Source organism: Flavobacterium sp. (assembly GCF_030146175.1).
GTDB lineage: Bacteria > Bacteroidota > Bacteroidia > Flavobacteriales > Flavobacteriaceae > Flavobacterium.
Genome location: NZ_JASLCE010000053.1, coordinates 1 through 14,415 on the forward strand (window position 1 = coordinate 1; position 14,415 = coordinate 14,415).

The 14,415-nt window shown below is 41.4% G+C and carries 9 protein-coding genes and 1 tRNA gene; 6 read left to right on the forward strand and 4 right to left on the reverse strand.

Going from position 1 to position 14,415, the window contains the following annotated elements:
• Window positions 1-13: 13 nt before the first annotated feature.
• Window positions 14-87: transfer RNA gene (locus Q1R07_RS06495), tRNA-Ile, on the reverse strand.
• A gap of 46 nt (window positions 88-133) precedes the next feature.
• Complete coding sequence (gene mce / locus Q1R07_RS06500) at window positions 134-538, reverse strand: methylmalonyl-CoA epimerase (protein ID WP_300487509.1); 405 nt, start codon at window positions 536-538, stop codon at window positions 134-136.
• A 114-nt stretch (window positions 539-652) separates the two neighbouring features.
• Between mce and rbfA the strand changes: the two genes are divergently transcribed.
• From rbfA to Q1R07_RS06515, 3 genes are all read left to right on the forward strand, one after another.
• The gene (gene rbfA, locus Q1R07_RS06505; RefSeq protein WP_300487512.1) at window positions 653-1,045 is read left to right on the forward strand and encodes a 30S ribosome-binding factor RbfA; all 393 of its coding nucleotides are present in this window, start codon (window positions 653-655) and stop codon (window positions 1,043-1,045) included.
• Window positions 1,046-2,245, forward strand: a complete 1,200-nt coding sequence (locus tag Q1R07_RS06510; protein ID WP_300487515.1) for an FtsX-like permease family protein — start codon at window positions 1,046-1,048, stop codon at window positions 2,243-2,245. It abuts the gene before it with no gap.
• A 162-nt stretch (window positions 2,246-2,407) separates the two neighbouring features.
• Window positions 2,408-3,835, forward strand: coding sequence for an MATE family efflux transporter (locus Q1R07_RS06515; RefSeq protein WP_300487517.1), 1,428 nt, complete (start codon window positions 2,408-2,410; stop codon window positions 3,833-3,835).
• A gap of 65 nt (window positions 3,836-3,900) precedes the next feature.
• Here the strand turns inward: Q1R07_RS06515 and dusB are convergent, their stop codons facing one another.
• The gene (dusB, locus tag Q1R07_RS06520; RefSeq protein ID WP_300487584.1) at window positions 3,901-4,893 is read right to left on the reverse strand and encodes a tRNA dihydrouridine synthase DusB; all 993 of its coding nucleotides are present in this window, start codon (window positions 4,891-4,893) and stop codon (window positions 3,901-3,903) included.
• Window positions 4,894-5,231: 338 nt separating this feature from the next.
• On the opposite strand from dusB, the gene lepA reads away from it, so the two are divergent.
• The 3 genes from lepA (at window position 5,232) to thiL (ending at window position 12,423) form a co-directional block, all read left to right on the forward strand.
• A complete protein-coding gene (gene lepA, locus Q1R07_RS06525) occupies window positions 5,232-7,028 on the forward strand; it encodes a translation elongation factor 4 (protein WP_300487520.1) in 1,797 nt (598 codons plus the stop codon).
• A gap of 202 nt (window positions 7,029-7,230) precedes the next feature.
• The gene (locus tag Q1R07_RS06530; protein ID WP_300487523.1) at window positions 7,231-11,283 is read left to right on the forward strand and encodes a T9SS type B sorting domain-containing protein; all 4,053 of its coding nucleotides are present in this window, start codon (window positions 7,231-7,233) and stop codon (window positions 11,281-11,283) included.
• 90 nt (window positions 11,284-11,373) lie between these two features.
• Complete coding sequence (gene thiL / locus Q1R07_RS06535; RefSeq protein ID WP_300487526.1) at window positions 11,374-12,423, forward strand: thiamine-phosphate kinase; 1,050 nt, start codon at window positions 11,374-11,376, stop codon at window positions 12,421-12,423.
• 422 nt (window positions 12,424-12,845) lie between these two features.
• Here thiL and Q1R07_RS06540 read toward each other — a convergent pair whose 3' ends face one another.
• Window positions 12,846-14,387, reverse strand: a complete 1,542-nt coding sequence (locus Q1R07_RS06540) for a glycine--tRNA ligase (RefSeq protein WP_300487529.1) — start codon at window positions 14,385-14,387, stop codon at window positions 12,846-12,848.
• Window positions 14,388-14,415: the final 28 nt, after the last annotated feature.

Sequence of the window (14,415 nt, forward strand, 5' to 3'; positions counted from 1 at the left end):
TTTTTTTAACCAGTGGTCCCACTTGGGCTCGAACCAAGGACCACCTGATTATGAGTCAGGTGCTCTAACCAACTGAGCTATAGGACCGGTTTAGAGGCTGCAATATTACTACTATTTTTCGTTTAGTGCAAACTTATTCCGAAATTTCTTGACACAGTTCTACCAGTACACCATTGGTCCCTTTAGGGTGCAAAAAGGCCACTAGTTTGTTATCAGCGCCGCGTTTTGGTGTTTCGTTTAATACCGTAAATCCTTCCGATTTCAAACGGGCGATTTCCGAAACAATGTCTTCTACATCAAAAGCAATATGGTGAATCCCTTCGCCTTTTTTCTCGATAAACTTGGCAATCGGACTGTCCGGAGTAGTAGCCTCCAATAACTCTATTTTATTCGGTCCATTCATAAAAAAGGATGTCTTCACTCCTTCACTAGCCACTTCCTCCTGTTTGTAGGCCGGCGCACCGAATAATTTTTCAAAAATAACATTGGACACTTCAAGGTCTTTTACCGCTATCCCGATATGCTCTATTTTTCTCATTGTACTACTTGCTGTTTTGTTTTTTTGGTCGTTATCTTCCGAAAACAAAGATAAAAAACTTTATCCGCCACCAACTTTAAAACTTTACAATCCAAAAAATTGTACTTTTGCATCATGGAAACAAATAGACAAAAAAAGATAGGAACCGTTTTGCAGAAAGATCTTGTTGATATTCTGCAGGGCGAAGTGCGTAAAAACGGAATTAGCAATCTAATTATTTCCGTATCGAAAGTAAGTGTAACCACCGATTTATCTATCGCCAAAGTATACCTGAGTATTTTCCCGGCCGACAAAGGTCCGGAAATTCTAAATGCCATCCGTAGCAATACTCCATTGATCAAACACGATTTGTCACAACGTGTAAAACTACAATTGCGCAAAGTACCCAATCTGGCTTTCTATATCGACGATAGTCTTGATTATATCGAGAAAATCGACAAAGCATTAAGCGGCGACGAAAATCCGATCGAAAACCCGGAACTTCTAATCAAACGAAAAAAATCGTAATTGAATTTCCCGTTTTACATAGCCAAACGATATACCGTTAGTTTTAGCAAAAGCACCGCGATCAATATCATTACCGGTATTGCATCGCTGGGTATTATTGTTAGTGCTATGTCTTTATTTGTCGTGCTTTCGGTGTTTAGTGGCCTACGGGAGTTTAGTCTTTCGTTTGCCAACGATACCGATCCCGATTTAAAAATGTTCGGAAAAACCGGCAAATTTCTAACCATAAGTCCGGAACAGGAAAAACAGCTCAAAAACACCAAAAGCATCGCCCTTTTTAGTAAAGTGGTCGAGGAACGCGTCCTGTTCTACTTTAACGGTAAGGAACAGGTGGCTTATTTAAAAGGTGTGGATAGCATCTATCGAAAAATCAATCCGTTTGAAAAGAAAATTTACGGCGGTCAATGGTTAAATCCAAATACCAGTCAGGTAGTCGTGGGATATGGCATTACCAATAAATTGTCGATGGGCCTTTTCGATTACAACAACACCTTTGAAGTTTTTGTACCCAAACCCGGCAAAGGCACGATCGACAATCCGAACGATGCTTTTAACAAAGCGGTTCTGGTTCCGATTGGGATTTATGCCATCAACGAAGATCTGGACAACAAGTACGTTTTTTCCGATTTAGGATTGGCGCAGGAATTATTACAGTACAAACCCAATCAGGTGACTGCCATCGAATTTCAGCTTAAAGCCGGAGCCGATGAAAATCAGGCGTTATCCGAAATCAAATCGATTTTTAAAGACACCGTTTCGATCAAAACCCGGGCGCAGCTCAACGACAGTCTTTACAAAATGCTGAATACCGAAAATATTGCCGTATACCTGATCTTTACATTAGTGATCATCGTTGCATTATTCAATCTGATTGGTGCCTTGATCATGATGATTCTGGATAAAAAAGCCAATCTGAAAACACTTTTTAATCTCGGTGCCGAAATCAAACATCTGAGAAGCATTTTCTTACTTCAGGGAAGTTTGATCACCGTAACCGGCGGACTAATCGGTTTAGTGCTTGGTATTATTGTGGTTATCCTGCAAAAGCAGTTTTCATTGATCATGGTCACACCAACAATGGCCTATCCGGTGGTTTTCGATATTATGAACATCCTTACCGTATTACTGACGATCGTTATTTTAGGCTTTCTGGCATCGCTTATCGCCTCCAGCCGCGTGAGTAAAAAATTATTGCAATAGATTTTCTCCTGAAAAATAAATTCTATATTTGTCGCTCATTATAACTGAACGCCGATGAAAGTTTCTGCATCGTCCTAACCTATCCGGAGATAATTTAGGACATTTCGATTTCACTTCCCTTCCCGTTTACCGGGATCTTATCAATCATTAATCCTAATTATTATGACAGAAACAAATAGGCCGCAAGGCACTCTTTTTAAAATTTTCAGCACTATCAAACAAGCCCTTAAAGGGGACGAAAACTTCGATTATACCAGTGGTAGTATCAAAAAAGCGGTAATCCTGCTGGCCATTCCTATGGTTTTGGAAATGCTGATGGAATCCGTTTTTGCTTTGGTCGACCTGTATTTTGTAGGTCATTTGGAACATAGCAGCTATGCCATTCAAACCGTAGGCCTAACCGAATCGGTGATCACCATTATCTATTCACTTGCCATTGGAATCAGTATGGCGGCAACCGCCGTGGTGGCGCGTCGTATCGGAGAAAAAGACCCGGTTGCCGCAGCCAAAGCCGGTATGCAGGCCATTATTATCGCGGTTTTTATTAATAGTATTATCAGCATTGGCGGGTTTATTTTCGCTAAAGATATTTTATTACTAATGGGTGCTTCGCAGGAAGCCGCCGATTATGGGGTGAATTTTACCCGTATTATGATGGGTGGTAGCTTGTGTATTATGTTGCTTTTCCTGATCAACGGAATTTTTCGCGGTGCCGGAAATGCGGCTATCGCGATGAAAAGTTTATGGTTGGCCAATATCTGTAACATCATTTTATGTCCGATATTGATCAATGGCTTCGGACCGATTCCGGCTTTCGGGCTTACCGGTGCCGCGATTGCCACAACAACCGGCAGAAGTATTGGTGTGCTCTATCAATTGTATCATTTGTTTAACGGACGGGGCATTTTAAAAATTATCCCTTCCTATTTTGTCCCGGATTCCGAACAGATAAAAGCACTGATCAAAATTGCAGCTCCGGGCGTTTTACAATTTGTAATCGCTTCGTGTAGCTGGATCTTTTTAGCGCAACTGGTGGCTACAACCGGAGGTGATCATGGATCGGCCGGATACCAAACAGCTTTGCGGATCATTATGTTTTTTATCCTTCCAGCCTGGGGATTAAGTAATGCCGCTTCTACCCTTGTAGGGCAAAATCTCGGTGCCAAACAGGTGGAACGCGCTGAAAAATCGGTATTGACAACCGCTAAATATAATGTGGCTTTTATGGCTGTAATTACAGTCGTTACATTTTTGTTTGCGCATTATATCATCGGTTTTTTCACCAATGATGTACTGGTAAAAAACATCGCGGTTGAGGCATTGCATATTATGTGCTTAGGCTATGTTTTTTATGGTATCGGAATGGTATTGATTAATACTTTTAACGGAGCCGGAGATACCTGGACACCAACCTGGGTAAACTTTTTCGGGTTTTGGTTGTTCCAGATTCCATTAGCATATCTGTTGGCTAAATATTATAAAATGGGACCAACCGGGGTATTCCTTTCAGTTCCGATTGCCGAAACAGCAATTACGATCGCCAGTATCTTCCTATACCGAAGAGGTCGATGGAAACGTGTTGAAGTATAAAAAAACCTGCCAGATTCATTCTGGCAGGTTTCCTATATAAAAGGGCTGTTCGAACAGCTCTTTTTTTATGTCATCTGATAATCGGCATACGCCTCTTCAATTTCTTCGAATACTTTAAACAGTATCGCTCCATCATCCTGAGTAACCAGTTTCTGACGGTATTCTTTAAATCCGTGGATGCCTTTAAAATAATTGGTATAATGACGGCGCATTTCTACAATCCCAACGCGTTCGCCTTTCCAATCCATTGACCAGGTAAGGTGATTACGTGCTGCTTCCACTCTGTCTTTGATCGTAGGCGCAGCTAATAATTCGCCGGTCTCAAAATAATGTTTGATCTCGTTAAAAATCCAAGGATAACCAATCGCGGCACGCCCGATCATAATGCCATCAAGGCCAAAACGGTTTTTATATTCCAATGCTTTTTGCGGACTATCAATATCGCCATTACCAAAAATCGGCATCGTGATTCTCGGGTTATTTTTTACCCGTTCGATATGCGTCCAGTCGGAATGTCCTTTGTACATCTGTGCACGGGTTCGCGCATGGATCGTAAGCGCCTGAACTCCGACGTCCTGTAAGCGTTCGGCCACCTCATCGATATTAATCGAATCGTCATCCCATCCCAAACGGGTTTTTACCGTTACCGGCAAGTGTGTACTTTTAACCACGGCTTTGGTTAGACGAACCATCAGATCAATATCTTTTAAAACACCTGCTCCGGCACCTTTACAAACTACCTTTTTTACCGGGCATCCGAAATTGATATCTACCAGATCCGGCTCTACGGTTTCCACGATCTTGGCCGATAATGCCATCGCTTCTTCATCACCGCCGAAAATCTGAATTCCTACCGGTCGTTCGTAATCGAAAATGTCCAGTTTTTTACGACTCTTCATTGCATCACGGATCAATCCTTCCGAAGAGATAAATTCGGAATACATCAAATCCGCACCATGCAATTTGCACAACCTGCGGAATGGCGGATCACTCACATCTTCCATAGGTGCGAGTAATAGCGGATAATCCGGTAATTCTATATTGCCAATCTTGACCATCATCTACATTTTGCCGCAAAATTACAAATTTTAATCAATTCTTTTTCTTAACGTTACTGTAAAGCTTTGCGTGCTTTTGAGTAGCGCTTTAACCGAAGCCATACTTGTCTTTTCTGAAAATCATCGAATCGGCATAAAAAAGACAGTGATTTCAACACTATCCGCTTGTAACTGACCAACTTTCAATTATATTTGCGGATTATTTCACTACCTTTATATAGGAAATCCCCATATCCGGCTGATTATCTGCATAAAGGCTTATAAAGTCCTTTTGTTTTTTAACAAAGGTATGGCCGATCCGGATTCGGATTTGCTCTTAAAATTGATACAAAACGAAGATGAAGCATATTAGAAATTTCTGCATTATTGCACATATCGATCACGGGAAAAGTACCCTTGCCGATCGATTACTGGACGCTACCCAAACCGTTACCGCACGCGAGCAGCAAGCTCAGTTGCTGGACAATATGGATTTGGAACGCGAACGTGGTATTACTATTAAAAGTCATGCGATTCAGATGGAGTACACCTATAAAGGAGAACAGTACATCCTGAACCTGATCGATACTCCGGGTCACGTGGATTTCTCGTATGAGGTATCCCGTTCGATCGCCGCTTGTGAAGGCGCACTTTTAATTGTGGATGCAGCTCAGAGTATTCAGGCGCAAACTATTTCCAACCTGTATCTGGCTCTGGAAAACGACCTGGAAATCATCCCAGTTCTAAATAAAATTGACTTACCAAGTGCCAATCCGGAAGAAGTGAGCGATGATATCGTGGATCTGTTAGGCTGTAAGTTGGAAGATATTATCCCGGCATCCGGAAAAACCGGTCTTGGTGTGGATAAAATTCTGGAAGCCATTATCGAACGTATTCCGGCACCAAAAGGTGATAAAGAGGAACCGCTTCAGGCTTTGATTTTTGACTCGGTTTACAACCCGTTCCGCGGAATTGAAGTTATTTTCCGTGTGATCAACGGAGAAATCCGAAAAGGTCAGAAAATTAAGTTTATGGCGACCGGTAATGAATATTTCGCCGATGAAATCGGAACCTTAAAATTAAATCAGGTACCCAAACAGGTAGTATCTACCGGTGACGTAGGTTATCTGATTTCCGGTATTAAAGAAGCCCGCGAAGTAAAAGTGGGAGATACGATTACCGATGCCAAAACACCAACTCAGAATATGATTCAGGGATTTGAAGATGTAAAACCAATGGTTTTCGCCGGTATTTACCCTGTTGACACTGAGGATTATGAAGAGCTTCGTAATTCAATGGAAAAACTACAGTTAAATGACGCTTCGCTGGTATTTAGCCCGGAAAGTTCGGCTGCTTTAGGTTTTGGTTTCCGTTGTGGTTTCCTGGGAATGCTTCACATGGAAATCATTCAGGAACGTCTGGAGCGTGAGTTTAACATGACCGTGATCACTACCGTACCCAACGTTTCGTATTTCGCCTATACCAAAAAGGAACCGGACACACAATTAATTGTAAACAATCCTTCCGATTTACCGGAACCATCCAGGCTGGACCGCGTGGAAGAACCGTATATCAAAGCAACGATCATCACTAAATCGGATTTTGTCGGACAAGTAATGAGTCTTTGTATTGAAAAACGAGGTGTCATCACCAACCAGACGTATTTAACACCGGAACGTGTGGAGTTGACATTTGACATGCCATTGGCTGAAATCGTATTTGATTTCTACGATCGTTTAAAAACGGTTTCCAAAGGATACGCTTCGTTTGACTACTCACCTATCGGAATGCGTACGTCGAATCTGGTTAAAGTGGATGTACTGTTAAACGCGAACTCTGTAGATGCTTTATCAGCCTTGATTCACGCTGACAATGCCTATAACATCGGTAAAAAAATGTGTGAAAAGTTAAAAGAACTGATCCCGCGTCAACAATTTGATATTCCGATTCAGGCTGCTATCGGTGCGAAAATTATCGCACGTGAAACGATTAAAGCGTTGCGTAAAGACGTAACCGCCAAATGTTATGGAGGTGATATCTCCCGTAAACGTAAATTACTTGAAAAACAGAAAAAAGGTAAAAAACGTATGCGTCAGGTAGGAAATGTTGAAATTCCACAGGAAGCATTTATGGCCGTATTAAAATTAAACGACTAATCATATAAGACCGGATTTTAAAATCCGGTCTTTTTTTTCGCTTTTTACGATCGTAAACAATTCTAAATTTCAGACAACTTGTGGACATTTTGCTTTTTTAACAAAAAAAATACGGTTTTAAAAACACAAACCATCCAATCCACTATATTAACACAATAAAAAACGCTTTTTTTAGTAACTTTATAGGCTTAACTCCTAATTCATGAAAAGGGTACTCGTTTTGTTAGTGTTTTTCAGCTGCCTTACTTTTTATGCGCAGGGAATCACTATTGATACCACTTCCCAAACTGTTCCGCAATTGGTAAGCAACACCCTTTTACAGAATTCCTGTTTTAACGAAACCAATTTTCAGTTTTCCTCACATCGCGGTATCGGTCGGTTTACCAATACAAACCCCAATTTCCCGATTCAGGAAGGAATTATTATCCGAAACGGTATTGCCAAATATACCGAAGGTCAATATACCGGATTAAACGAGAGTACTTCTTTAACCAATGCCGGTGATCCCGATTTACAAAATATCAGTAATGCCAGCGGACAGACGCTTCCCATAAGCGATGTCGCTTATATCCAGTTTGATTTCACGCCTTTATCCAGTAGTTTTAGTTTTGATTTCCTGTTTGCTTCCAACGAATATGGAGAATACCAATGCGGTTTCAACGACATTTTTGCTTTTTTGTTAACCGATCTGACTACCGGTGTTACCACAAATCTGGCAGTTATTCCCAATACCAACACTCCGATTTCCGTAAAAACCATTCGCAACAATCAGTACAATTCCGGATGTACATCAGACAATCCGGGTTTATTTGGTCGCTATAATGTTACTAATCCGGGAACTTCGGCCATCAATATGCGGGGAGAAACGGTTCTATTAACCGCTTCATCGGCCGTTACTCCTAACAATCCCTATCGGATTAAATTAGCGATTGGCGATTATAACGATTCCAATTTTGACTCCGCTGTTTTTATCGCCGGAAAGAGTTTTACCACCAATACCGACTTAGGTTCCGACACCACTATTTGTCAGGGTGAAACCATAGTACTACAATCCGGTTTGGGGCCACAATTTAATCATGTCTGGACATTTAATCATGATATTATCCCGGGCGCAACAGCATCGTCTCTAAGTGTAACACAAGCCGGACTTTATAGTGTGATCGCTACCACCACAAACGGTGCCTGTCAGATGACCGACGAAATCGAGATTACCGAGCTGACTATCGGTACGCCAAATGACTTACGAGTTTGCAACACCGGATTAGCCAGTTACCCTTTTGATCTTACTCAGAATAACGCTACGGTTTTAGGCTTGAATCCTGCTGATTTTGATGTTTTATATTATGCTTCACTAGCGGATGCCAACGCCAACAATCCAATTCCCGCTTCAGATATCAGTAGCTATATGAGTGCCGGCAGTCAGACCATATATATTAAAGTCCGTAAACGAAATGGCAGCGTAACTTGTGATAATCTTACTTCGTTTGATCTGATCATCAATAATACCATTGTACCCGGACAGGCTTTAAATATGACAAAGTGTAGCAATCGTAATGGTCTCCTGAGTTTTGACCTGACGGTTGAAACCCCTATCGTTTTAAATGGGCAAAGCCTTAGCGATTTTAGCATTCTGTACTTTACCTCACAAAGCAACGCAGACAACAACACAAACAGTATTGCCAATCCGACGGCTTTTATCGTAAATGCTTCACAGTCGCCAGTTACCATATGGGTTCGGATGACTGATGTTACTAACGCAAACTGCTATGCTCTTACCAGTTTTACCATTACGATACTACCACTTCCATTAGTAGATGTCCTTCCAGATGTTATCGAATGTAGTAGTTATGTACTACCTCCTATTACTAACGGAAATTATTTTACCGGTTCTCACGGATCGGGAACGCCACTTTTTGCCGGTGACGTCATTACCCAACAGGGAACCTATTATATTTATAACACCGCGCCCGGACCTTTAGGTTGTGCCGATCAAACTACCTTTGTCGTAACATTAATTGATCAGATAAGCTTTCCGGATATTGGCTGCGAACAATATATTATCCGCAACTCTCCGGCAGGTAATTTTTATACCGGACCAGGCGGAACTGGAACGCTTTTACCTGTAGGAACAGTATTAACTACCCCTCAGACGATTTATTTTTATGCGGTTGTCAACGGAAATGTTTGTCAGGAAAAAATATATCATATCCGGATTTTACCACGTCCACTTGTCGACAAACCTGCCGATGTGATTACTTGTAATTCTTATGTTTTACCAACGTTGAACTACGGTAGCTACTATTCACAACCTAATGGCACTGGTCCTCAACTGCCGCCCGGAACCATTATTACTACGTCTCAGGATGTCTATGTTTTTGCTTTTGACGGAGAATGTTCGAATGAACATCATTTTCGGGTAACCATCATCGATGGTCCATCCTTTCAACCGATAACCGCCTGTGGCGAATATACACTTCCCGCTATTGAAGTCGGAAACTATTATACACAGCCCTTGGGTGGCGGAACCGTGATTCCGGCCGGTACGGTGATTCACAATTCACAAACTGTATATTATTATGCTCCAACCACAAGCTCACCCAATTGTACCGATTTTTTAAATTATCAGATCACAATACTCCCGAAACCTTTGGTCGACACACCAACCGATCGTAGGGAATGCGGACAATATATTCTACCGCCTTTAACAAACGGAAATTATTTTACCGGAACTGGCGGAACCGGAACACCAATGAGTGCCGGTCAAGCCATCATCAGTACCCGAACGATCTATATTTATGCTATTGCAGCCAATGGCTGTACCAACGAGCATTCCTTTACGGTAACGATTCGTCCGCGTCCGCCTATCACTAGTTTTACGGATATTTATACCTGTACCTCTTTTATTTTACCAACGCTAACCAATGGAAAATACTATACCGGACCAGGTGGTACCGGAACCGAATTAGCCGCCGGAACCGAAATTTCGACTACACAAACCATATACATCTACAATTATTGGACTGATTTCCCGGAATGTAATTCTCAAACAGTATTCACCGTAAATGCGATCGGTGTTGAAGTTGGCACATTTGACGATGTTAAAGCCTGCGATAGTTATACACTTCCCAACCTTACCGTAGGAAATTATTACGCACAACCCAATGGTCAGGGTCCGGTTATTCCGGCAGGAGCTGTTTTAACGACCAGTCAGACGGTATATGTATATGCGATCTCCGGAAACCGTATCAATTGTACGGACGAAGATGATTTTCTTGTTACTATTTCCACGACGCCGGTACTTCCGAATTTCAACAACGAGGAACGCTGCGGTAGTTATACTCTGCCACCATTGGTTTTGGGTGCTTACTTTAGCGGTAGTGGCGGAACGGGCACAGCCTACCAACCGGGCGATGCGATTACCAATTCACAAACCGTCTATGTATATGTTACAGCGTCCGACAATGTAGATTGTTTTAGCGAAAAACAGTTTCTGGTCACCATATACCCTTTATTAGATCTTAATATAGCCAATGGCACTATTTGCGTTGATCCGATTACTCAGAATCCATTGACATCCTACACCATTACCTCCGGATTAAGTCCCGCTTTATTTACCGTAGAATGGTATCAGAACAACCAACTGATTCATACCGGGCCCAACTATACTGCTACTCAACCCGGACAGTATACGATCAATACCATAAAACTCACTCCGGAATCAGGCAGCGATTGTAATTATAACCCGACTACAGTTACGATTGATCAATCAAGTACAGCCGTGGCTACGCTTTCCGTTGGAGAGCCTTTTTCTGATGACAGTTCAATTACCGTTAACATAACCGGCGGATATGGTCACTACGAATATCAACTGGACGATGGCTATCCGCAATCTTCCAATTACTTTGATAATGTTTCCGGTGGTGAACACTGGGTAACCGTTACCGATACCAAAGCCAATTGTGGCAGTATCCGACTAAGAGCCTTTATTCTAAAATATCCGAAATTTTTCACACCGAATGGCGACGGTTATAACGACACCTGGAACATCCGCGACCTGCGAAATCAGAAAGATGCCCGAATCTATATTTTTGACCGCTATGGTAAATTCCTAAAACAACTTCGACCGGACGGACCGGGTTGGGACGGAACCTATAACGGCTATCCGCTTCCGTCGACCGACTATTGGTTTAAGGTGATCTTTAAAGATAACGGAGAAGAAAAAGAATTTAAATCCCACTTTTCAATGAAACGGTAGGCCTTTCATTTTTAAAGTCCCCGTATTTAACCGGATGCGTTTTTTTTATTTAAAAAACCTTCGCAACTTTGCATCTTATACTTTATTTCGATGATAGAAGACAAAACACCTCAAAGAACCAGTTTGTCGCAACTGGGCGAATTTGGATTAATAAGTCATCTGACCCAAAATTTCAAAATCAATCAGCCATCCACACTAACAGGGATTGGCGACGATGCGGCCGTACTGGATTTTAAGGATAAAAAAGTAGTGGTTTCTACCGATTTACTGGTAGAAGGTGTTCATTTTGACCTTGCCTATATGCCTTTAAAACATTTAGGATACAAAGCCGTTGTGGTAAATCTTTCCGACATCTGTGCGATGAATGCCAAACCGACACAAATTACGGTATCGATTGCTGTTTCGAATCGTTTTCCACTGGAAGCATTGGAAGAATTGTACGAAGGAATTGCGCTGGCTTCCAAAATATATGATGTAGATGTGATTGGTGGTGACACCACTTCGTCTCAAAAAGGATTGATCATAAGCATTACAGCTATTGGTGAGGCCAACGAAGAAGAACTGGTTTACCGTAACGGAGCCAGCGAAACCGATTTATTGGTTGTGACCGGTGATATCGGTGCGGCTTATATGGGATTACAGGTTTTGGAACGCGAAAAACAGGTTTTCCAGGTTAACCCGAACAACCAGCCCGATCTGGATGCCTATACCTATTTAATCGAACGCCAGTTAAAACCGGAAGCGCGTAAGGACATTAAAGAATTATTGGAGGCTTTGGATTTGAAACCGACTTCGATGATTGATGTTTCCGACGGATTATCGTCTGAGATTATTCACCTTTGTAAGAATTCTTCAAAAGGCTGTAATTTATATGAAGATAAATTGCCATTGGATCCACAGTTGATCAACGCTTGTGAAGAATTTAATGTCGACAGTACGACAATCGCGATAAATGGCGGTGAGGACTACGAATTATTGTTTACTATTAAAATGGACGATTACGACAAGATCAAAGCCAATCCGAATTTTACGGTAATTGGTCATATGGCACCGGAAAGCGAAGGAATTCATCTGATTACCAGAGCAAACACCAAGATTCCGTTAAAAGCGAGAGGATGGAATGCTTTGGAAAACGAATAAAAATTCTTACAAAATTAAAATAAATCGATAAAAAAAGCGTTAGTACATTACTAACGCTTGATTTTTAATGAGCTAAACCAAATCCTCTATTTGGCTGGGCTGTAGCAAGACCTTTTACAGGCTGGGCTAAAGAAGGTAATCCACTATATTTACCTTATACTGTATAAACTAACTTAATTAAGTATTTAATGACACTGTAAAAGTACTTGTTTCCCACACAAGCATTTTACGGTTTTTTTCAGTTTTTTTTACGGTTTGACTTTTTTTTAGCTTTTTTGTCCATTTTAACACTTTTAATGACTTTCGAAACTCCCATTTTGTCCTAAAAAGACTACCCAAACCGTAATTCAGACCGTACGTTAGTTCCCAACCGTAAACAAAAAAGCTCTCCAATTACGGAAAGCTTTTTCACTATAGGTATCTTACATTTTCATTAACCAGTTACGCATCGAAACTTCGTCACTAATAATTCCTCTTAATTCGGAAATTTTAACGCGGTCCTGCTTCATGCTATCTCTGTGACGGATCGTTACGGTTTGGTCTTCCAATGTCTGGTGATCAACCGTAATACAGAATGGTGTTCCCAAAGCATCCTGACGACGGTAACGACGCCCTACAGCATCTTTTTCGTCATACGATACATTGAAATCCCATTTCAGATCGTCGATAATATTTCGGGCAATTTCCGGTAAACCATCTCTCTTTATCAATGGTAAAACGGCTGCTTTGGTTGGCGCCAACACCGACGGTAATTTTAATACCGTACGTGTCGATCCGTCTTCCAATGTTTCTTCCTGTAAGGATTTTGAGAATACGGATAAAAACATTCGATCCAATCCAACAGATGTTTCCACGACATACGGTACATAGCTGGAATTGGTTTCATTGTCAAAATATTGTAATTTTTTTCCGGAATGCGATTCGTGTGCTTTAAGATCGAAATCGGTTCTGGAATGAATTCCTTCTAATTCTTTAAATCCGAATGGGAAATTAAATTCGATATCCGCAGCAGCATTGGCGTAGTGTGCCAGTTTTTCATGGTCATGGAAACGGTAATTCTCTTTTCCAAGTCCTAATGAAAGATGCCATTTCAATCGGGTTTCTTTCCAGTATTCGTAATATTTCATTTCTTCTCCCGGGCGAACGAAAAACTGCATTTCCATTTGTTCAAATTCACGCATACGGAAAATAAACTGACGGGCTACAATTTCATTACGGAAGGCTTTTCCGGTTTGTGCAATACCAAAAGGTATTTTCATACGTCCCGTTTTCTGAACGTTCAGGAAGTTTACAAAAATTCCCTGAGCCGTTTCCGGACGCAGGTACAAATCCATCGCCGAATCGGCAGAAGCACCTAATTTTGTTCCGAACATCAGGTTAAACTGACGCACTTCTGTCCAGTTTTTAGATCCCGATTCCGGACAAGCGATTTCAAGCTCTTCGATTAGTGCTTTTACATCAGCCAGGTTTTCGGTTTCCAGCGAACGCGCCATACGCTCCAGGATTTCTCTCTGGCGGGAACGGTATTCGATCACACGGGCATTTGTCGCTACAAACTGTGCTTCATCAAAAGCATCGCCAAAACGTTCGCGTGCTTTATCTATTTCTTTTTGTGCTTTCTGATTTAATTTTTCGGCATAATCCTCAATTAAAACATCGGCACGATATCTTCTTTTGGAATCTTTATTATCAATTAACGGATCGTTAAACGCATCTACGTGGCCCGAAGCTTTCCAGGTTGTTGGGTGCATAAAAATAGCCGCGTCGATACCGACGATATTTTCGTGCATCTGAACCATGGATTTCCACCAGTATTCCCGTATATTTTTCTTTAATTCAACACCGTTCTGAGCATAGTCGTAAACTGCACTCAAACCATCATAGATTTCGCTCGAAGGGAATATAAATCCGTATTCTTTAGCATGCGAAACTACATTTTTAAATAAGTCATCTTGTTTTGCCATGTTGCAAAAATAGGAAAAAGAGATTGTA

Coding starts and splice junctions, on each gene's coding strand:
- mce (WP_300487509.1), bottom strand. CDS start 538: ATGAGAAAAATAGAGCATATCGGGATAGCGGTAAAAGACCTTGAAGTG.
- rbfA (WP_300487512.1), top strand. CDS start 653: ATGGAAACAAATAGACAAAAAAAGATAGGAACCGTTTTGCAGAAAGAT.
- Q1R07_RS06515 (WP_300487517.1), top strand. CDS start 2,408: ATGACAGAAACAAATAGGCCGCAAGGCACTCTTTTTAAAATTTTCAGC.
- dusB (WP_300487584.1), bottom strand. CDS start 4,893: ATGGTCAAGATTGGCAATATAGAATTACCGGATTATCCGCTATTACTC.
- lepA (WP_300487520.1), top strand. CDS start 5,232: ATGAAGCATATTAGAAATTTCTGCATTATTGCACATATCGATCACGGG.
- Q1R07_RS06530 (WP_300487523.1), top strand. CDS start 7,231: ATGAAAAGGGTACTCGTTTTGTTAGTGTTTTTCAGCTGCCTTACTTTT.
- thiL (WP_300487526.1), top strand. CDS start 11,374: ATGATAGAAGACAAAACACCTCAAAGAACCAGTTTGTCGCAACTGGGC.
- Q1R07_RS06540 (WP_300487529.1), bottom strand. CDS start 14,387: ATGGCAAAACAAGATGACTTATTTAAAAATGTAGTTTCGCATGCTAAA.